17 protein-coding genes are annotated in these 19699 nt (G+C 54.0%); 3 read left to right on the top strand and 14 right to left on the bottom strand.

Going from position 1 to position 19699, the window contains the following annotated elements:
* Window positions 1-46 precede the first annotated feature (46 nt).
* From E1162_RS06680 to E1162_RS06670, 3 genes are all read right to left on the bottom strand, one after another.
* Window positions 47-1171: an SGNH/GDSL hydrolase family protein gene (locus E1162_RS06680; protein WP_155128533.1), complete on the bottom strand. Its 1125-nt coding sequence runs from the start codon at window positions 1169-1171 to the stop codon at window positions 47-49.
* Between the two features lie 65 nt (window positions 1172-1236).
* Window positions 1237-2457 carry a lytic murein transglycosylase gene (locus E1162_RS06675; protein WP_257098713.1) on the bottom strand — a complete coding sequence of 407 codons (1221 nt, stop codon included), beginning with the start codon at window positions 2455-2457 and terminating at the stop codon, window positions 1237-1239.
* A 147-nt stretch (window positions 2458-2604) separates the two neighbouring features.
* Entirely contained in the window at window positions 2605-4017 is a 1413-nt protein-coding gene (locus tag E1162_RS06670) for an outer membrane beta-barrel protein (RefSeq protein ID WP_257098712.1), read from the bottom strand.
* Window positions 4018-4301: 284 nt separating this feature from the next.
* Here E1162_RS06670 and E1162_RS06665 point away from each other — a divergent pair, with 284 nt between their 5' ends.
* From E1162_RS06665 to E1162_RS06655, 3 genes are all read left to right on the top strand, one after another.
* Window positions 4302-5315, top strand: coding sequence for a KpsF/GutQ family sugar-phosphate isomerase (locus E1162_RS06665; protein WP_155128526.1), 1014 nt, complete (start codon window positions 4302-4304; stop codon window positions 5313-5315).
* A 261-nt stretch (window positions 5316-5576) separates the two neighbouring features.
* Window positions 5577-6350, top strand: coding sequence for a MotA/TolQ/ExbB proton channel family protein (locus E1162_RS06660; protein WP_155128523.1), 774 nt, complete (start codon window positions 5577-5579; stop codon window positions 6348-6350).
* 19 nt (window positions 6351-6369) lie between these two features.
* The gene (locus E1162_RS06655; protein WP_155128520.1) at window positions 6370-7224 is read left to right on the top strand and encodes a flagellar motor protein MotB; all 855 of its coding nucleotides are present in this window, start codon (window positions 6370-6372) and stop codon (window positions 7222-7224) included.
* Window positions 7225-7236: 12 nt separating this feature from the next.
* Here the strand turns inward: E1162_RS06655 and E1162_RS06650 are convergent, their stop codons facing one another.
* The 11 genes from E1162_RS06650 to E1162_RS06600 all read right to left on the bottom strand — a co-directional run bounded on the left by E1162_RS06650 (window position 7237) and on the right by E1162_RS06600 (window position 19629).
* On the bottom strand, window positions 7237-7689 hold the full coding sequence (locus E1162_RS06650) for an NfeD family protein (protein WP_257098711.1): 453 nt from the start codon (window positions 7687-7689) through the stop codon (window positions 7237-7239).
* The gene (locus E1162_RS06645; protein ID WP_155128517.1) at window positions 7689-8666 is read right to left on the bottom strand and encodes an SPFH domain-containing protein; all 978 of its coding nucleotides are present in this window, start codon (window positions 8664-8666) and stop codon (window positions 7689-7691) included. The genes E1162_RS06650 and E1162_RS06645 overlap by 1 nt, the downstream gene beginning before the upstream one ends.
* A 161-nt stretch (window positions 8667-8827) precedes the next feature.
* Entirely contained in the window at window positions 8828-9898 is a 1071-nt protein-coding gene (gene hemH / locus E1162_RS06640; RefSeq protein WP_155128514.1) for a ferrochelatase, read from the bottom strand.
* A gap of 130 nt (window positions 9899-10028) precedes the next feature.
* The gene (locus E1162_RS06635) at window positions 10029-11273 is read right to left on the bottom strand and encodes a phenylacetate--CoA ligase family protein (protein WP_155128511.1); all 1245 of its coding nucleotides are present in this window, start codon (window positions 11271-11273) and stop codon (window positions 10029-10031) included.
* A gap of 59 nt (window positions 11274-11332) precedes the next feature.
* The gene (locus E1162_RS06630; protein WP_257098710.1) at window positions 11333-12337 is read right to left on the bottom strand and encodes a ribonuclease T2 family protein; all 1005 of its coding nucleotides are present in this window, start codon (window positions 12335-12337) and stop codon (window positions 11333-11335) included.
* A 90-nt stretch (window positions 12338-12427) separates the two neighbouring features.
* Window positions 12428-13288, bottom strand: coding sequence for an ABC transporter ATP-binding protein (locus tag E1162_RS06625; RefSeq protein WP_155128505.1), 861 nt, complete (start codon window positions 13286-13288; stop codon window positions 12428-12430).
* 86 nt (window positions 13289-13374) lie between these two features.
* Entirely contained in the window at window positions 13375-14691 is a 1317-nt protein-coding gene (locus E1162_RS06620; RefSeq protein ID WP_155128502.1) for an ABC transporter substrate-binding protein, read from the bottom strand.
* Window positions 14692-14767: 76 nt separating this feature from the next.
* Window positions 14768-15844, bottom strand: a complete 1077-nt coding sequence (locus E1162_RS06615) for a branched-chain amino acid ABC transporter permease (protein ID WP_155128499.1) — start codon at window positions 15842-15844, stop codon at window positions 14768-14770.
* Between the two features lie 18 nt (window positions 15845-15862).
* Complete coding sequence (locus E1162_RS06610) at window positions 15863-16780, bottom strand: branched-chain amino acid ABC transporter permease (RefSeq protein WP_257098720.1); 918 nt, start codon at window positions 16778-16780, stop codon at window positions 15863-15865.
* Between the two features lie 51 nt (window positions 16781-16831).
* The gene (locus E1162_RS06605; protein ID WP_155128497.1) at window positions 16832-17650 is read right to left on the bottom strand and encodes an ABC transporter ATP-binding protein; all 819 of its coding nucleotides are present in this window, start codon (window positions 17648-17650) and stop codon (window positions 16832-16834) included.
* On the bottom strand, window positions 17647-19629 hold the full coding sequence (locus tag E1162_RS06600; protein WP_155128495.1) for an AMP-binding protein: 1983 nt from the start codon (window positions 19627-19629) through the stop codon (window positions 17647-17649). The genes E1162_RS06605 and E1162_RS06600 overlap by 4 nt, the downstream gene beginning before the upstream one ends.
* Between the last annotated feature and the right edge of the window lie 70 nt (window positions 19630-19699).

The following is a 19699-nucleotide window of genomic DNA, read 5'->3' as shown; positions in this document are numbered from 1 at the left end:
TGCGGGGTCTTGCAAACAGAAGAGCGAGAGCAACTAGGCGAGGACCTTAATACGGCGGCCAACGAGCATCATCGGCACGGCCTGACGGAACAGGCAAAGGATCGCCGGAAACGGTAAGCGCATGCTGGGCGGTACCCGGCACAGCTTTAACCTCGTCTTCCCCCGCAACGATCAGCTTCACTTCAGGAGAAGTCAATCGGCCTGTGAGAACCACAAAGTTCGGGTCATCTTTCACCCCCTCAAAAATGAAGGCACTAGCGCTGCCGAAGACACGGGCGATCTCGCGCTCAACGAAGTACGCCAGTTTCCTATATCCGGCCCATGTAAAGTATACGCCGTCATTGGCTCTCAACCGACGGCGCTTACCATCAACATCCGGCCCTTGGTTGGTATAAAGCCCGTTTTCATCCAAAAAAGGCTTCCAAACATCGACGAAGATGCCACCTGCGGGGTCAACCTGCTCGATAAACAGATCATTCAAGAAACTGAAGTTTGCTGACTTTGCATAGTCTTCTGCTGGCGCAAGTCCCAGCCAGATCATGGGCAGCTGCTCGTTACGCACGGCGGCAACGAGGGACGCAACGCGGTAACGATACTCTTTGGTCCAGTCCCTTGTCTGGAACGGCAAAATCTCTTCACCAAGCTGGAAGTCTGTGTCGTCCGTTGCGCCCAGAGTAATAACCACCAGACCAACATCTTCGCTGGCTAGTACGTTGGCAACATCCTCGGGCCAGTCCGGCGTCTTGTTATTGACCAGACCAATTTTCGGATAAACCAGCTTCTTCACTTTGATGGACGGCGTTTGCGCGTAAACAGCCTTGAGGCCATCTGCAAGACCCCATGCAAGGTTGTCGCCAACCACAAGCAGGGTTTTCGCGTCCTCGTCCTTAGGCTCTTCCTGAATAGTCGGCGCTTGCTGAACGACAGCGGCCGGTGGAGTACGCTTCTTGCGGCGGATAACTTTGCGACGTTTTTTCCGTGTCGCTTTGGGCTGGGTTTTCTTTGGAGTACCAAGACCAAACAAACGTTGAAGGAACGTAGAGCCTTCATTCTGGTACTTGTTGGAGCGCACTTGAGCATAGGCAGGCGCTGGCGCGAAGCTTTCCATAAAAAGCCCGCCGAGAAAAACCAGAGCAACCGCAATTGCCACTGTTTTAAGCGCCTTCACCATTCCTGTCTCCCGGGGTCTTACCCGTCCATCCCATTATGGAGCACAGTCTAGGAAGAAGAGGTGAATTAATTCCCCTCTTTCATCCTCTCCAGAAGTTTCATGGAATCATATCCGTCCGGCGTCAACCCTCGGGCACTTTGGTATTGCCTGATTGCACCACGCGTTTTTGGCCCAATTCGGCCATCTACAGCGCCAACATTGAAGCCCTTTTTATTCAGCTGCGCTTGCAGTTCTTTCTTCTCATCAAAAGAAAGCGGACGATCTTCCCGCGGCCAAGGCTGCTGGAAGCCCTGCACGCCCAGCATTCTGTCTGCCAGATGACCGACAGCAAGCGCATAGGCATTGGCGTTGTTGTATTTCTTGATAACCTCAAAGTTCTTCAAAACAAGAAAGGCCGGTCCATTAGCCCCAGCTGGCAAGAACAGCTTTGCTTTGTCATCCTTACGCGGAAAACCACCGCCGCGTGCCCGCTTGATGCCAAGCTTTTCCCAAGCTCCAAGCGACTTCTGCGTCTTGAGGTTCGCAAGGGCGTAGTTGAAACCTTTTGGCAGAGTTACCTCGTAGCCCCATGTTTTGCCGCTATCCCAACCAGAAGATTTCAAATAGGCCGCAGTGGAAGCCAGAGCATCTGGAACGGTTTCCCAGATATCGCGCTTGCCATCACCAGTCGCATCAACAGCATGGGCAAGATACGTGGTTGGAATGAACTGCGTATGCCCCATTGCACCAGCCCATGAGCCGGTCATCTTATGATGGGCAACATCGCCTTCCTGCAAAATTTTGAGCGCGGCGAGCAGCTGTGTTCTGCCGAACTTCTTCCGCTTACCGCCTTCATAGGCGAGCGTTGCCAAAGAACGGATAGTGCCGCGAACAATCTCCGGATTATCCAAAATGCTGCCGTAGGAACTTTCCATGCCCCAGATCGAAGCAACGATGTAGCGGCTCACACCATAATCAGCTTCGATTTTGTCAAACCAGTCAGTCCACTCCCTCAAAGCCTCTCGGCCATTTTCAATGCGGCTATCAGAAACCGCACGGTCCAGATAATCCCAAAGCGCACGGGTGAATTCTGGCTGGTCACCTGCAAGCCGAATGACCTCGGGATCAGGCTCCAAACCGTTCATCGCCTCATCATAAACCTGCTTGGAAATTCCGGCTTTGCGTGCCTGAGGCCAAAAGCTCTCCTTCCAGCTATCGAAAGCGGCATCTGCCATTGCAGCGGGCGCACCAAAGCAAAGGCTGCAAGTAAGCAAAGCGATAAAGGGAACACTTCGGAATTTCTGCAAGAAATGGTCTCCTGAGATGAATGGGCCAAGCCCGAAAACGACTGAACCTGAAAACTGACTTGTGCAGACTAACGACACAATTGCCCTAGGGCTAGACTGTGCTTTTCTTGGTTCAACGGCTCAGTGCCAACTGAACGCGCGCACCTGTTAGCGACGAAGACGAAGCCCCGCTTCAATAGTGCTACTGGTGTAATCACTGTTTGGTTCAGAGCTATCAAAGCTGGAGAACGTGTAGCGCCCTACAACAGCTGCATAGTCCGAGAACGCGTATTCCAGCCCGATAGAGCCGCTAAACTCTTCTTCCGAAATAGAAACGCCTTCGTAATCTCTTATCGAGTAGCCAAGGGTTGCATCCCCTACAAAGTCCTCATGGAACTGGTGCGCAAGGCTGAGCTCGCCTGAGTAGAGAATGGAGCCGGCGGAATCATCGATATTTGTGCCGTAGAAATTCGTTGCAATGGTTCCGGTAACGGTGTTGCGCCGCGTTGGTGACCAAACCAAAGACGCATCGACAAGTAGGCCGGACAGATCGTTCAACCGCGCATCTTTCGGTGTTTCTTCGCGCCAGCCGACAGAAGCCTGAGCCTGCACTTTGTCACCGCGGTCAAGCGTGAAACCGCCGCGAATGAAGTAGCCTTCTGTATCGCGGTCAAAAGACGAAGGGGTGCTGCTCTGGTGTTGATAGCGCCTGACGAGACCGCCACCTTCTACAAACGGAGACAGCATCGCCCCGCTATCGAAGGCCAATCGCAGACTTCCGTCAAAAACGGTATTATCTCGGCTGGTGCTAGAGCTGCTACCGCCATACTCAACGCGATCAACACCTGCGCGGGCGCCAACGTTGAGATTGCGCAGCTCCTTGTTTACCGAGATATCTGCGCCGAACTCTTGAATCGAGTTTGGCTTGCCGTCGAGAACAGGGTTTTCTGGAGACGCGCGGTTTTCCTGCGAAAGCCCGTAATCCGCTCCCAAGTTGACATTCCACTGGTTGCCAAGGTCCAAGCGCAAATCGGACCGAAGAGAACCTTCCGGAACATTGCTGTCAGGGTCTTTTGAAAAGGCCTCATAACTACCGCGGAACGCCGTGGAGAACTGATGCCGATCCCAGTCAGAAAGAAGGGTGAAGGCTACATCTGTTGTGATGAAGGCATCCGGCTCACCGCCAGAAGCATTCTGGGCATTGTCCGTCCAACCCACCCATTGCGAGAGCTGAGGCAAAAACAGATAGGAGCCAAGACGCAAACCACGCGCCTGATCCCGCTGTGTTTCTCCATCAAAAACTTCGTTAGGACGCGGGTTAACGATACCGCGGCGTTCTGCGATGACGCGCTGCACGGAACTGACCTTGCCGGAAAACGACAGAGGGCGGCGGCGAGGGCTGAGCAGGAAGCTCTCCTCAAGCACGATGTCCGCGTCTTCATCACCGTATAGAACTTGTGATTGATCCTGATCGCCGGAGCCTTCGGCCAAGTCGCGCTCGCTCTCGCCGGACAGCCCAAGCCCTCCGCGCAAACCAAAGTCAGAGGTTTGCGCAGCCGCAAGGCTTGGCACCATTGTCATGCCAAGAATCATAACTAAATAACAGGGGCGGACTACCATCGAGACTATCCACAAGCGCCGGCAGGACATTGCAATCAATAACAAGGTCATACTGACGGCATTATGGTTAACGGTCCCTTGAAAACTAATTGGGCAGTTCGATTGTTTTACAATTAATTTCGGGATAGAAGCTGTCTGACCTTGTGGTGGCAATACCAAAGTGACAGGCTCACTACCATCCCTATAGGTACTACCCGCTTGTGGGCAATGGGGTTTAGGCACCGACCATTGGAGAAAATGCGCAAATGCACATGCCGTCCTTTCAGGAAAAGAATCAGGAATTTGTAGTCGCGGAAGCCTCTTGGCTTGAGTCTGCAACACGCGCTATCGAAACAGAAAAATCCGGTATGGACGCCTTGAGGGCCGCTTTGAACAATGGTTTGGCTGAACCATTTCTCAAAGCCGTCGAGCAGATTGCCAATTCCAAGGGCCGCGTGATTATTTCCGGCATCGGCAAAAGTGGTCATATCGGCACAAAACTCGCCGCGACCATGGCTTCAACCGGAACGCCTGCATACTTCGTGCACGCTAGTGAAGCGAGCCACGGCGACCTTGGCATGGTCACTCAGGATGATGTTGTTATCGCGATCTCTTGGTCTGGTGAAACTGCCGAACTGGCGAGCCTTATCGCCTTTACCCGCCGCTTCAAGATTCCGCTGATTTCCATCACCCGCAGTGCCACAAGCACCTTGGGCGCTGCCTCTGACATTTGTCTGGCGTTGCCAGCGGTAAAGGAAGCCTGCCCTCACGGTCTTGCGCCAACCACATCCACACTCATTCAGTTAGCAATTGGCGATGCGCTGGCAATCACACTGCTTGAGGCCCGTGGCTTCACCGCGTCAGACTTCAAAGTCTACCATCCGGGTGGAAAACTCGGCGCAACGCTGCGCCATGTTCGTGACATCATGCACTCCGGCGATGAAGTTCCGCTGGCAGCTGTTGGCACTTCCATGCGCGAAGCAATCATCCTGATGACCCAGAAGAGCCTCGGCGTGCTTGGCATTACCGGCATGAATGGCGACCTTGTTGGCATCATCACTGATGGTGACTTGCGTCGTCACATCAGCTCTGACTTCCTTGACAAACCAGTTGAGGAAATCATGACTTCTGACCCGAAAACCGTGCCGCAGGATACACTCGTGGGCACCGCGGTTGAGATGATCAACTCCATGGGCATCTCCTCGCTGTTCGTCGTGGAAGGCAAAAAGCCGATCGGGATTGTGCACCTGCACGGCCTGCTTCGCGTTGGCGCTGCATAAGGCTACGCGGGTGTATTTCATTGAAAGCAAGGCGGCCAACTGGTCGCCTTTTTCGTTTCAGAATCACCTTTGCTCGCTCATTCACACATCGCCGCCTGAATGCACAGGGTGCGCTTTCGACGGCAAATTCGACGCTCAAGCCTCCTGCCTTCGCCTATTTTCTATAGGTTTTTATCCCAATGATAAAATTCATTAGGAATTGATTAGAGGTCTGCCGCCTACCCTGCCCCTCAGTGTATTTGAGTATTTTTGAGGTGCGGGATGGATCTGGCGACAATCATCGGCATGATTTCGGCCTTTGTGATTATCACAATCGCAATCTTTCTGGGCGGCAGCATCAACCAGTTTATGGACTTGCCTTCCGCGTTGATCGTGCTTGGTGGTGGCTTGGCAGCTACGCTGGTTAGGTTCCCGCTTTCCAGTATTTTGAGCGCCTTCGCTACCGGTGCCAAACTCGCCTTCACGCATAAGAAGATCGAGCCGCGTGATCTGGTAGAAGAAATCTCCGGTCTGGCAGAACTGCAGCGCAAGTCTGGCCCTCTGGGTCTGGAAAGTGCTGAGATCACAGACAACAACCTCAACAAGGGCATTCAGTATATTGCCGACGGTTACGACCATGAGCTTATTCGCGAGTCCATGGAGCGCGAGCGAGACCTCTATCTGAACCGCTTGTCTGAAGGCAAACGGGTCTATGCAGCTCTAGGTGATGCAGCGCCCGCGTTTGGTATGATCGGAACGCTGGTCGGTCTGGTGCAGATGTTGGCGACCATGGACGATCCTTCCACTATTGGTCCTTCCATGGCGATTGCGCTTCTCACAACGCTCTACGGTTCCGTCATTGCCAACGTGGTTTGCCTGCCGCTGGTTGATAAGCTCGATGCCAAGTTCGAGGTTGAAGAGCTCAACCAAACATTGATCATCGACGGCGTTCTCCAGATCAAAGAGAACAAGAGCCCTTCACTCATCAAAGAGATGCTGCTTGCGTATATGCCAGAGCAGCACCGCGAAGAGATGCTTGCAGCCGCTGCTGCCTGATAATTAAGGAAGCGACGGTATGGCTGCAAAAAAGAAGGATGCAAAACCGGGCGCACCGGGGTGGATGGTTACTTTCGCAGACCTGATGTCCCTTTTGGTGTGCTTCTTCGTTCTCATCATCTCCTTCTCCATTCAGGACCAGCAAAAGCTGCAGGTCGTGGCGGGCTCCATCAAAGAAGCCTTCGGGATCAAAATGGAGATGAAACGCGCAGGCATGATCGAGATCGACGGCATCCCCATGCGCGACTTCATGAAAGACGCAAGTCAGGTCGAGCATGACAACGACACGGATTATGCCGAAGTCCAGCACCTGCAACATCGCAAGCAGGGACCAGAAGCAAATACCTTCAACACGCAGAAGTCCGAGATTGAGCACCCGCGCCTGTTTGCAACGGCAGCGGCTTCACTCCGTCAAGCCCTTCAAGAACTTCCAGAGGTAACAGAGGTCTCAACCAACATCATTCTGCAGGAGACCGAAGAGGGTTTGAACCTGATGATCGTGGATCAGGAAGGGCGTTCGATGTTCCCTGAAGGATCCCGTTATCCCTATGAGATCACGCGTAATTTGCTGGCAAAGATCGCTCCGGTTCTTCACCGCATGCCAAATCGCATTCGCATAACCGGACACACAACAGCCGGCCAAATGCCACTTTCACCAACACAAACGCTTTGGGAATTATCAGCAGACAGGGCCAACATCGCCCGCCAAATCCTGATGGAAAACGGCCTTTCGATGGACCGCATTCATTCTGTCGTCGGCAAGGCAAGCACGGAACCGCTGTTCCCGAACGACCCGTTCCTCGCCGCCAACCGGCGTATCGAAATTCTGCTGATGAAGGAAGCGCCCCCGCTTCCGGTAGACTTCAAACCATAGGGCTGAGGAGGCTTACGCCTCCCCCGCTTTCTTAACTGCAAGCGCGACGCCCTTAACAGCGACCACGCGCACCAAAGCGCCCGCTGGTAGGTCCGGCCCGACAATACGCCAAATCGTATCATCAATGCGCAGCGTTCCACGCCCTTGCTCGATAGGCTCAGCCAGCACGTACTCCTGCCCGATATAACGCGCACCACGCTTGTTGAGTGCAGGGTCATCACTATCGCTGCCGCCACGGTTGGTAATGCGCCGCCCAAGGATGATTGCGATCAGCGAAAAGCTGATGAAGATCAAAATGGACGACTGCCACGACAGCTCAACAAAGAAGCCAAGGCCGCCAACGATAAAGGCAGCAACGCCAAACCAGAGAAAAACCCAGCCCGGAGCCAGCACTTCAAGGCCCAATAAAAACAGCCCGAAAATGAACCACTTCCAAGGGCCAAGGGTTTCAATAAGCTCCATCATCAGCTTTCACCCGTGCCGCCTACAGATGGAACCCGCGAAGAACGCTTGGCTTTGGCATCCTCCGAAAAGGTCTCCTTGGCGATTTCAGCAATACCAGTGAGAGAGCCAATCATGGATGTTGCTTCCATTGGCACAATCACGACCTTCTGGTTTCTTGACTTTGCGAGCTCGCCGAAGGCATCCACATAGCGGTTGGCGACGAAGTAGTTCACTGCAGCAATATCACCCTCAGCAATCGCCTTGGAAACAAGCTGGGTTGCTTTGGCTTCAGCTTCCGCCAAACGCTCTCGCGCTTCTGCATCGCGAAATGCGGCTTCCTGTCGGCCTTCCGCTTCCAATACCAACGAGCGCTTTACACCCTCAGCCTTATTGATCTCAGCTTCACGCTCGCCCTGCGCTTCCAGAATAACAGCACGTTTCTCACGTTCGGCTTTCATCTGGCGAGCCATGGCATCCACCAGATCCTGAGGTGGGTTGATGTCTTTGATCTCGATACGCGTGATCTTCACACCCCACGGCTCGGCAGCAGAATCCACCACCCGCAAAAGACGCTTGTTGATCTCATCGCGGTTGGAAAGCAGTTCATCAAGATCCATGGAGCCCATAACGCTACGAATGTTGGTCATGGTGAGGTTGAGGATAGCATTTTGCAGGCCCATCACCTCATAGGATGCGCGTGCCGCATCAAGCACTTGATAGAAGGTCACGCAGTCAGCTGTGACGGATGCGTTGTCCTTGGTGATGACTTCCTGCGCAGGCACATCCAGCACCTGCTCCATCATATTGACCTTGTGGCCGATACGATCAAGAAACGGAATGATGAGGTTAAGGCCCGGCTGCAATGTCGTACGGTAGCGCCCAAAGCGCTCCACCGTCCAATTGTACCCTTGCGAGACAGTTTTAACGCCCGCAAATATGATAAGCACTACAACAAGCAGCAGTACTAGCAGCGTTATGTTGACGCCAATGAAGTCCATTATGAGCCCCCGTTTATTAGAAGTCGGCACGCGCCGAGTCTTCGCCAGACTATAGTCGTAACGCGTACACGCACACAAACAAAATCAGGGGTTGAGCATTCAACTCTCACGCTCGCACCGCGCTTACGATGTAAAGCAAGTGCGAGCGCCAGAGATGTTCGTTAGATCCAGCCTTGCAGCTCTCTCACCACAATGTCGGCAATGACGTTCATACCTTCAGGGCTATCATTGAGGCATGGAATATGCGTGAAATGCTCACCGCCATGCTCCTCGAAAATTTCAGCGCCTTCGCCAGCGATCTCTTCCAAAGTTTCAAGGCAGTCGGCCACAAAACCCGGGTTCATAACGGCAATGTTTTTACGGCCTTCTTGAGCGAGTTTCTCGATGGTCTTGTCCGTGTACGGCTGCAACCATTCCTCAGGCCCAAAGCGGGATTGGAACGTGCTGATCAGCTTGCCTTCTTCCCAGCCCAGCTTTTCACGCAGCAGGCGAGAGGTTTTCAAGCACTGGCAATGGTAAGGGTCACCCTTCTGGAAGTAGCTCTGCGGGATACCATGATAGGAGGCCATAACCACTTCTGGCTCTTCATCCAGCTTTGAAAGGCTCTCTTTTACGGAGTCTGCTAGCGCGGTGATATAAACATCATGATCGTGATACGGCGGTACGGTGCGAATAGCTGGCTGCCAGCGCATTTCCATTAGCACCTTAAACACGGCATCGTTTACCGTCGCAGTGGTTGCTGCCGAGTATTGCGGGTAAAGCGGGAAGACGAGAATCCGGTCGCAGCCTTCCTCTTTCATCTTCGTCAAGCGAGACTTGATTGACGGCTTGCCGTAACGCATCGCCCAGTCAACGGTCACTTGAGAACCGGCACCGTCCAGCATCTCCTGCAGCTTCTCACCCTGACTACGGGTGATCGTGCGCAGCGGGCTTTCGTTCTGCTCATTGTTCCAGATTTCGGCATAAGCACGACCAGACTTCTGCGGGCGAACATTAAGCACGATGCCATAGAGGATCGGATACCAGAGCCATTTCGGCCATTCGATAACGCGTTTATCAGAAAGGAACTCGCGCAGATAACGGCGCATTGGCCAGTAGTCTGTGCCATCTGGTGTTCCAAGATTGATGAGCAGGACGCCAACCTTTCCCGCTTTTACGGGTGGGTGGTCTTTCGGCAGCTGCATAGGGCTACCGTAGACGCTGGAATGGGTTGGCTTATCGTGATCGCTCATAAGTTGCACCTGTGATTAAAACCAGTCCTACGTATCTTAATAGGGGTTTGATCACAGTGCGCCAAGGATAAAGATCACAGACCTCAGGAAAAACCCCGAGGTCTAGATCGAAAGATGGATATGGGCTTACCTATGCGTTTTCCAGCGGGCGCTCATCTGAAATAACTTTGCCATCATTTGGCAATGAGCCAACAGCAACAAGCTCAACTTCGCCTGCAAGACCAGTATGTTCGCGAAGGGAAGCACCAAGTGCTTTCAGCAAATCATCATTTATGCTGCCTGCCTCGGCACGAAGTACCATGTGGTCCTTTTCGCCATCACGCACCACGCTGAGGCGTAGCTTGCTTACCCCAGCATTGGCTTCCTTCACGCGGTTTACCTGCACAGGATCAACAAACATGCCCTTGATCTTGGTGCGCTGGTCGGCGCGTCCCATCCACCCTTTGATGCGCATGTTGGTGCGCCCGCAAGAGGAAGTGCCCGGCAGAACTGCAGAAAGGTCACCGGTCGCAAAGCGAATGAGCGGATAGGTCTCGTTGAACGAGGTCACGACAAGCTCGCCCACTTCACCCGGAGCGACAGGTTCGCCAGTACCCGGACGCACGATTTCGACGATGTAATCCTCGTTGACGATCATACCCTCCATGGCATCGCTCTCATAAGAGATGATGCCAAGGTCAGCTGTTGCATAACACTGACGCACGGCAATACCACGATCTGCATATTCCTGACGCAGGCTCGGATAAAGCGCACCGCCGGAGACAAGCGCCTTGGTGATGGAAGAAACATCAACGCCCAGCTCATCGGCACGATCAAGAATGATCTTCAGATAGTCCGGCGTTCCGGTGTAAACGCTCGGGCGCAGCATAGAGATCGCCTGAACCTGCAAATCGGTATTACCAACACCAGCCGGGAATACGGTACAGCCCAGAGCGCGCGCGCTGTAATCGAGAATAAAGCCGCCCGGCGTCATGTGATAAGAGAACGCGTTGTGCACTTTGTCACCAGAGCGAACGCCAGCAGCGTAAAGCGCACGAGAGCCGTTCCAAGGGTCCTTGCCTGTGCCTTGCGGCTCCCAAATCGGCCCCGGAGACATAAACACGCGGTCCAATGACGCGGCCGATCCCATGACGTAACCGCCAAAGACCGGATCGTCCTCCTGCGCCTTCAGCAAGGAAGACTTACGAAACACCGGAAGCTTGGCAAGCGCTTCTCGGGAGGTGACGGCAGATGCATCAACACCTTCTAGATAGCTGGCCCATCCCTGACTGCCCTTTTGAACACGCCCAATGAACTCTGGTAGGCGTGAGAACAACTGGGCCTCACGCTCATCTTCACTGCGGGTTTCCAAATGATCGAAATACTCAAGATCCATAAGGTCCTCGTTGTAATCTGCAGTTGACGGGCCAGTGCTTATTGGCCGGTCCGGTTAAATCAATTGCGCCATTGCAACCCCACAGGGTCTACAATCCCGCCTCGGCAATTGCTGGCAACCGGCTTGGCTGCCGCTAGTAATTCCGCAATCGGCGTTCCCTCATCAAGAACACCTTTCAAATGAAGGCGCAGCTCGCCAATCAATGTGTTGCCGCCAACCTTCGTACAAACCACCTCAACGCGCTTTCCGGCACCTCTGCCGAATGCCCTATCAAAAGCACCGCGTATCTCGTCGGTTCCAACAAAGTCTCCGATGTTTTGCGAGAAAAGCCGCTGCACATCAGACCTGTTGAGCTGCTCCATCAAATCAATGGATTCAGCAAAGTATTCCTCAGGCGTCCCGCCATAGCAGGTGCCATGCTTCACCCACTCATGGCGGTGAAGGTAGGATGCGTATCCCGGCATCACTTCCTGCAAGGCACCGCGCACCTCACCGCTCAATTCAATAGGCTCGAGCGCAGACCACTTGCCGTTCTTGTCCACCTGCTTCTGCTTGCCGGAAACATCGCAGTAGACGTTGTTTCGCGGCTGTGGCCAAAGCCCGTGCAGCGAAAAGTTTGACGCATCAAACCGGTTCGCTGTCTGCGTTTTGCATTCCCGTTTATTTGGCCGCGTCTCACAAAAAGCCGGCTGCCAACTCGCAGCAAGAACATAGGTTGAGCTGCCATATAGGCCCGATCCGGCTTGCCCCCCAGCCTGCGCCGTATCACCGCCACTCACCTGTGCCTTGCCGCAATCTACGGCGACCCAGCGCTGAGTTGGCTTCGCCCCTTCCAAACGCAGTTGGTAATGGGTTGCCTGCGCTTTGTTCTTGCCCAGAAGCGGATATGTTTTTCCCGCTTCCACCATTTCGTTGCCCGGATTGGATCTCTTCTTGATCGACTGGAAAGCAGGGCATGACTTGTCAGCGACGAAAGAGCCTTCCGCCTTAACAAACGCCCCTGCCGTACCAATCGGCAGTGCTACAGTTCCAATGACCAGGGCCAGAATGCTTCGCAACACCATGAGAAACTCCAATTTGCTCGCGTTGACACGAACCCTACATCCGTGTCGCCCCTCGCGGTTACATTGAAATCCCATGGAATTGCTAGTGAATTATGCAAGCCAGCGCTTACGGCGCTTGTAGTGCTTAACATCGCGGAAAGACTTGCGTCCTTCACCGCCAACACCAAGATAGAATTCCTTTACGTCCTCATTCTCGCGCAGCGCTGCCGCTTCGCCGTCCATCACAATACGGCCAGCTTCCATGATGTAGCCGTAGGTGGCGTACTTCAGCGCAACGTTGGTGTTCTGCTCTGCCAGAAGGAAGGACACACCTTCGTTCTTGTTGAGCTTCTTCACGATCTCGAAGATTTCCTCCACCAGCTGCGGCGCAAGACCCATGGACGGCTCATCCAGCAGGATCATTTCAGGACGGCTCATAAGCGCGCGGCCCACTGCGCACATCTGCTGCTCACCACCGGAGGTGTATCCGGCCTGCGATGTGCGGCGCTCGCGAAGACGCGGGAAGTAGTCATAAACCATTTCCAGATCGCGCTTTACAGCAGCGGCACCATCACGGCGGGTATATGCGCCGGTAAGAAGGTTGTCCTCGATAGAAAGGTGACCAAAGCAGTGACGGCCTTCCATCACCTGAATACAGCCACGACGGACAAGCTCGTTCGGCGAAAGCGCCTGAACCTGCTCATCGTTGAAAATGATATTGCCTTTCGTCACCTCGCCGCGCTCGGCCTGCAACAGGTTGGAAATGGCTTTCAGAGTTGTGGTTTTTCCGGCGCCGTTTGCGCCCAGCAGTGCCACAATGCCGCCGCGTGGTACGTTGAGAGAAACACCCTTAAGCACCAGCACAACGTGATCGTAAATCACCTCGATGTTGTTGACGCTAAGAATATCCTCGGCGGTCTGTGGCTGTTCACTTTTCTTGGCTTCGGCAAGACCGGTAGATGCGGCGCTCATGGCAACTGTTCCCACTCGAACTTAAAAAATCTTTGAAGGATGGGGCGGCAAAGCCGCCGCCCCTTGTTTTGTCAAAAGCGAAAAGATTAGTCGCAAGCAAGGTCACCACGGCCAGGCCATGGAGCGTTGTTCTTTGCGTATTCCGCTGCCTTCTCAGCTTCCATTGGCATAATGAGGTCGCGGTCAGGGCTCAGCATGTCGCCGTCCTGTACGAACTGCTCACCGTCCCAACGCAGCATCCACGCACCGCCGTGACCGGTGTGGTTGGAGCAAGAGGTGGAGAACGGAGTGGTCATGCCAGCCATGCCCAAGGACGCCAGTTTTTCCTCGGAGATGTCGAGGTTCTCAAGACCCCAGCGCATCTGCTCTGCGTTGATCTTTGCAGTGCCGAACTTTGCCTGAGCTTCCTTGATCGCTTCCGCCAGATACATCGACATCACAACACCGCGCTGGTAGAAGGTGCTGTCCATTTCATCGGCATTTTCGATCATGGAGTTACCAGCATCAACAACGTGTGTCTTGATGTCTTCCATAACCGGATAGTTGCCCGGAACGTTCCAGCTCAGAGAGCGGTAGCCCTTACCCTTTGCACCAAGTGCTTCAAGGTCGGCATCATGACCGGACCACCAAACACCAACGAACTGATCCATCGGGTAACGGGTCTTGGCCGCTTCGGTCAGCGCACCGGCGTTCATTGCACCCCAGCCCCACATGACAACAAAGTCAGGACGCTCACGGCGGATCTGTAGCCACTGAGCAGACTGGTTCTGCATTTCTTTCAGACCAACCGGAATTGGCAGGAACTCGAAGCCATGCTTTTCAGCAAGCGCTTTGATTACCGGAATTGGCTCTTTACCGAACGGGTGATCGAGGTGCAGCAGTGCTACCTTCTTACCCTTGAGGTTATCCAGATTACCTTCGCTGATACCGTTGAGGATCATGGATGCACCGTCCCAGTAAGACACTGGTGGGTTAAACGCCCAAGCGAAGGTGTTACCGTCAGACATTGGAGAGAAGCCGTAGCCCGGCGCCAGAATTGGAATACGGTCTACGTTGGTACGTGGCAGAACCTGCAAGGTGATACCGGTAGACCAAGGCTGGGTCACAATCGCATCGCCCTTGGTCTTTTCGTAACACTCAACACCCTTATTGGTGTTGTAGCTGGTCTCACACTCATCAAAGTCGATCATAACGCCGCCGACACCACCGTCACGGGCGTTCAGCATGTTAATGTAGTCACGCTGGCCGTTCATGATCGGAATACCGGTCGCTGCAAATGGTCCGGTACGGTAGGTCAGGTTTGGAGTGTACAGGCTGTCTGCTGCCTGAACTGTGGCTGCTCCTACACCCACCAGCATGGTGCTCGCTGCAATAAGCGTTGCGAATTTAGTCAATGACTTCATAGTTTCCTCCAGTTTCCGGCCTCCCGCCGGATTCCCATTCCCGAAAAATATTCCCCAATATTTCAATATGTTATTGTTAGTGAGGGAATGGCCAAATGATGAGCTTTTCGCGGATCAGACCCCACAAACGGGCGAGACCATGAGGCTCAACAATCAAGAAAAAGACAATCAGGGCACCGACGATCATCACATTCACATGCTCCATTGCAGCGGAGTGAACCTGAATACCCACCAGATCCGGCAGCACATTGAGAAGCACCGGCAGGGCAACGATCAAAATTGCGCCCAGGAAGTTACCAAGGATACTGCCCAGACCACCAATGATGGCGATGAACAGGATCTGGAAACTCATTGGAATATCGAAAAGGTTTGGCTCTGCAGCACCTTTCCAGAAGAACACCAGCATGGCACCGGCAATACCGACGACGTAGGAGCTCACAGCAAAGGCAGTCAGCTTTGCACGCATCAGGTTGATGCCCACCAACTCCGCAGCAATATCCATATCGCGAACCGCTTTCCACATGCGGCCATAACGGCCACGGGTGATGTTGATCATCGCGATGGTAACCACGGTCACAATGCCCAGCACGAAGTAGTACTGTGTCAAAGGCGTTGCGGTTGGGCCGGTCACTGTCAGGCCAAAGAAGTCCATGGTGCGAACTTCAATCGCGCCGGAAGCGTTGTAGTTGTACAGCCACGCCCACTTTTCAAAGAGCCACACAAGGAAGAACTGCGAGGCAAGAGTGGCAATAGCAAGGTAGAACCCTTTAATGCGCAGGGATGGCAGACCGAAAGCCACCCCGACCGCTGCCGAGAAGAACCCGGAAAGCGCCAGCGCTACGACAATATTCATCTCAGGGAAGATCGTGGTGATCTTGTAGCAGGCATAGGCTCCCACACCCATGAACCCTGCTGTACCCAGAGACAGCTGACCGGCAAAACCTGTCAGAATATTCAAGCCCATCGCAGCTAGGGAGTAGATCAACACCGGCACAAGAAGCGCCTTGAAGGTGAACTCGTTAGCTGTCAGCGGAAAGACCACATAGGCAAGAGCCAGAATAGCGATCAGCAGCCATGCATCCTGTTTGACCGGAAAGAGCGCCTGATCGCTCTTATAGCTGGTCTTGAACTGGCCGGACGTCTTATAAAACATCTCTCACGTCCCCCTGAATTATACGCGCTCGATGATGCGCTCACCGAACAGTCCCTGCGGACGGAACAGCAGCACAAACAGAGCCAGAATGAAGGCGAACCAAGTTTCGGTATTCCCGCCCAAGAGAGGCTGGCCCCAGTAAATCTCGAAGAGCTTTTCCAGAAGACCGATCAGCAGACCGCCGATAATCGCACCGGAAACGGATTCCAGACCACCCAGCATCAAAACCGGCAGAGCCTTGTAGGCAATCACTTCAAGAGCGAAGGAAACACCTGCACGAGCGCCCCATACGATACCTGTTGCCAGAGCGATAACACCGGCGATGAACCAGACGATAACCCAGATGGTGGACAGGGAAATGCCCACGGAGAGCGCTGCCTGATGGTCGTCACCCAGAGCGCGGATTGCGCGGCCCATGGACGTACGGTTCAAGAAGGCAAGCAGAGCAATCACCAACAGCACCGCCATAATCACAGCAGCAAGGTCTTTTTCTTCAATCAGAACAAAACCGCCGAATGGTTCAAACTCAAGCGCACCGGTTGGAATGCCCAGCGCCTCGGTGATCATGACCTTGTTTTCACCGCCGAAGATAAATTCACCAAAGCCGATGAGGAACAGAGTAACGCCAATGGTCGCCATGAAAAGGATGATGTCTGGCTGGCCAACAAGCGGGCGCAGAACAACGCGCTCGATACCAACGGCCAGCACGTACATCACGCCCAGCGTAATCGGCACGGCAAGCCATGCAGGCACGCCGTTTTCATGCAGACCCACAAGGGTCAGCGCAGCAAACACGACCATAATGCCCTGCGCAAAGTTGAAGATGCGCGAGCTTTTGAAGATGAGAACAAAACCCAGAGCAATCAGAGCGTAGAGAACGCCGGAAACGAGGCCCTCCCAAAGCACCTGAAGCAGAAAGTCAGGGGCCTCATACATCTGGATAAATGGATCAACGAAAATATTGTAAAGCAGTTCCACGGCCGCCCCCTAGTGTGAAACGCCAAGATAGGCATCAATAACTTCTTGGTTTTGCTGAACCTTTTCAGGCACATCGTCCGCAATCTTGCGGCCGTAATCCAGCACCACCACGCGGTCGGAAAGGTCCATAACCACACCCATGTCGTGCTCGATAAGCGCGATGGTGGTTCCAAGCTGCTCATTGACCTCCACAATGAAGCGGCTCATGTCCTCTTTCTCTTCAAGGTTCATACCGGCCATCGGCTCGTCCAAAAGCAGCAGCTCCGGCTCCATGGCCAAGGCTCGTGCCAGCTCAACACGCTTTTGCAAGCCGTATGGCAGCTTGCCCACCGGCGTACGGCGGATGTGCTGGATTTCGAGGAAGTCGATGATTTCCTCCACGCGCTTGCGGTGCTCGATTTCCTCGTCACGCGCAGGCCCGTAATGCAGCAATTGCCAGAACATGTTGCGTTTCATGTGCACCGCACGACCAGCCATGATGTTGTCCAGCGTAGACATGCCTTTAAACAGCGCCACGTTCTGGAACGTGCGCGCAATGCCCTGCGACACCGCGAGGTGCGGCTTCATAGAGCTGCGCTTTTCGCCCTTAAAGGTGATGACACCTTCCTGCGGCTGGTAGAAGCCGTTGATGACGTTGAGCATGGATGTTTTACCAGCACCGTTAGGGCCAATAATGGCGCGGATCTCGCCCTTCATCACATTGAAGGAGATGTTGGTAATCGCTTTAACGCCGCCAAAGGAAAGGGATACGTTTTCAAGATCCAGCAGAACCTCACGTTCCTTCTCCGCGCCGTTCATAGCGCCTGTTGGGTTTACGAGAACGTTCATTGAGCTGCCTCCATGGCACCGCTTTCAGCCGCTTCGCCGTAGACTTCCATATCCCTGATTTCGACCGTCGCTTCGATGGTGCCGCGGCGACCATCTTCAAAGCTCACCTCGGTCACGACGTGCTTGCTGGTGCTGCCGTCATAGAAGGCCTCAATCAGCGGCTCGTAGCGCTCAGAGATAAAGCGGCGGCGTACTTTCTGGGTGCGTGTCAGTTCGCCGTCATCGGCGTCCAGTTCCTTATGCAGCACAAGGAAACGCTTGATCTGGGCACCAGCCATCATTGGCTCGTCGTTGAGGCTCTGGTTCACCTCGTCAACGTGGCTCTGGATCATGTTGTAAACGTCAGGGTGCGCAGCCAGCTCCTGATAGGATGCGTAGGCAATGTTGTTGCGCTCTGCCCAGTTGCCAACGGCAATCAGATCGATGTTGATGAAGGCGGTCGCAAAATCGCGCTCGTGACCAAAGACAACAGCTTCCTTTACATTCGGGAAGAACTTCAGCTTGTTCTCGATGTACTTAGGCGCAATCATCTTGCCGTTGTTCAGCTTACCAACGTCCTTGGCACGGTCGATGATCTTGAGGTGTCCGTTTTCAAGAATGATGCCAGCATCGCCGGTCTTCACCCAGCCATCTTCATCCTTGGTTTCGCGGGTCGCTTCCTCGTTCTTGTAGTACGCCTTGAAGGTACCCGGCGAGCGGTAGAGAACCTCACCGTTATCAGCAATTTTCAGCTCAACACAGCTGTAAGGCTTACCAACCGTATCAGGATAGATCTCTCCATCCGGCTGACCGGTAATGAACACACTCGCTTCGGTCTGACCGTAAAGCTGCTTCATGTTCAAACCAAGCGAGCGGTAGAAACGGAAGATTTCAGGCCCGATCGCTTCACCAGCGGTATAAACCACCTTGATGTTAGAAAAGCCCATCTGGTTCTTGAGCGGACCGTAAACGAAGAACTCGCCCAGACGGTAAAGCATGCGATCAGTGAAAGAGACCTGCTCGCCGTTCAAAATAGGCTCGCCCACACGGTTCGCTACTTTCAGGAAGTAGTCGAACATGCGCTTCTTCGTCTTGCTGGCATCTTCCATGCGCACCATGATGTGCGTCAGTAAGCCTTCAAAAACGCGCGGCGGCGCGAAGAAATAAGTTGGAGAAATCTCTTTGCGGTCTGTCAGAACAGTCTCAAGGCTTTCCGGACAGTTCACGCAGTACCCAGCGGTGTAAGACTGCGCCACGGAGAACACATGGTCACCAACCCAAGCCATAGGCAGGTAGGCAAGCGTGCTTTCGCTGGAATCCAGCCCGTCAAATTCGTTAGCAACGCGGGCAGTCGTAACCAGCGCATCAAAGGTGATCATCACACCCTTAGGCCGACCTGTCGTACCAGAGGTGTAGAGCATAACAGCAAGGTCATCGGCCTTGGTTGCCTCGATACCAGCAAGCCACTCTGCTTCCAGTGAAGGATTGGCGGAAAGAGCTTCCTCGCCCGCTTGCTGGACACCTTTCAAGGAACTCATTTTGCCGTGATCGTAGTCACGCATGCCCTTCGGGTCTTCATAGACAAGGTAGGATAGGTCCGGCAGCTCCTCGGAAATTTCCAGAACCTTATCGACCTGCTCCTGATCTTCAACGAGAGCCATCTGCGCGCCTGCATGCTGCAGCACGTAGGACATTTCCTCGGCAATGGCGTCGGCGTAAAGCGGCACAGGCACACCACCAAGCGCCTGCACAGCAACAACACCCCAGTAAAGCTGAGGCCTGTTGGAACCGATGATGGCAACTTTATCGCCCGCCTTCAGCCCTTTTTCCCGCAGGCCCAAGGACAGATTACGAATTTCGACAAGCGCGTCCTCCCAAGTCCACGTCTGCCAGATTCCGTAGTCCTTCTCGCGGAATGCTGGCTGCTTCGCCAGCTGCTTCGCGTTTTGCAGCAGGAGCTTAGGAAAAGTGTCCCCATCGCGATAGGATGGACTATCCATTGCGTTCCCCCAATCGCACCCGAAACGGGTGTCTAGCGTTTCCTCTTCGCAATTGGCGGAATGATCCTCA

This window comes from Pseudovibrio flavus (genome assembly GCF_009711345.1).
Classification (GTDB): domain Bacteria; phylum Pseudomonadota; class Alphaproteobacteria; order Rhizobiales; family Stappiaceae; genus Pseudovibrio; species Pseudovibrio flavus.
This window is presented reverse-complemented; position numbering and strand designations above follow the sequence as displayed.

Coding starts and splice junctions, on each gene's coding strand:
- E1162_RS06655 (WP_155128520.1), top strand. CDS start 6,370: ATGGCTGCAAAAAAGAAGGATGCAAAACCGGGCGCACCGGGGTGGATG.
- E1162_RS06680 (WP_155128533.1), bottom strand. CDS start 1,171: ATGGTGAAGGCGCTTAAAACAGTGGCAATTGCGGTTGCTCTGGTTTTT.
- E1162_RS06670 (WP_257098712.1), bottom strand. CDS start 4,017: ATGACAATGGTGCCAAGCCTTGCGGCTGCGCAAACCTCTGACTTTGGT.
- E1162_RS06620 (WP_155128502.1), bottom strand. CDS start 14,691: ATGAAGTCATTGACTAAATTCGCAACGCTTATTGCAGCGAGCACCATG.
- E1162_RS06600 (WP_155128495.1), bottom strand. CDS start 19,629: ATGGATAGTCCATCCTATCGCGATGGGGACACTTTTCCTAAGCTCCTG.
- E1162_RS06650 (WP_257098711.1), bottom strand. CDS start 7,689: ATGATGGAGCTTATTGAAACCCTTGGCCCTTGGAAGTGGTTCATTTTC.
- E1162_RS06635 (WP_155128511.1), bottom strand. CDS start 11,273: ATGGATCTTGAGTATTTCGATCATTTGGAAACCCGCAGTGAAGATGAG.
- E1162_RS06630 (WP_257098710.1), bottom strand. CDS start 12,337: ATGGTGTTGCGAAGCATTCTGGCCCTGGTCATTGGAACTGTAGCACTG.
- E1162_RS06665 (WP_155128526.1), top strand. CDS start 4,302: ATGCACATGCCGTCCTTTCAGGAAAAGAATCAGGAATTTGTAGTCGCG.
- hemH (WP_155128514.1), bottom strand. CDS start 9,898: ATGAGCGATCACGATAAGCCAACCCATTCCAGCGTCTACGGTAGCCCT.
- E1162_RS06645 (WP_155128517.1), bottom strand. CDS start 8,666: ATGGACTTCATTGGCGTCAACATAACGCTGCTAGTACTGCTGCTTGTT.
- E1162_RS06625 (WP_155128505.1), bottom strand. CDS start 13,288: ATGAGCGCCGCATCTACCGGTCTTGCCGAAGCCAAGAAAAGTGAACAG.
- E1162_RS06615 (WP_155128499.1), bottom strand. CDS start 15,844: ATGTTTTATAAGACGTCCGGCCAGTTCAAGACCAGCTATAAGAGCGAT.
- E1162_RS06605 (WP_155128497.1), bottom strand. CDS start 17,650: ATGAACGTTCTCGTAAACCCAACAGGCGCTATGAACGGCGCGGAGAAG.
- E1162_RS06610 (WP_257098720.1), bottom strand. CDS start 16,780: ATGTATGAGGCCCCTGACTTTCTGCTTCAGGTGCTTTGGGAGGGCCTC.
- E1162_RS06660 (WP_155128523.1), top strand. CDS start 5,577: ATGGATCTGGCGACAATCATCGGCATGATTTCGGCCTTTGTGATTATC.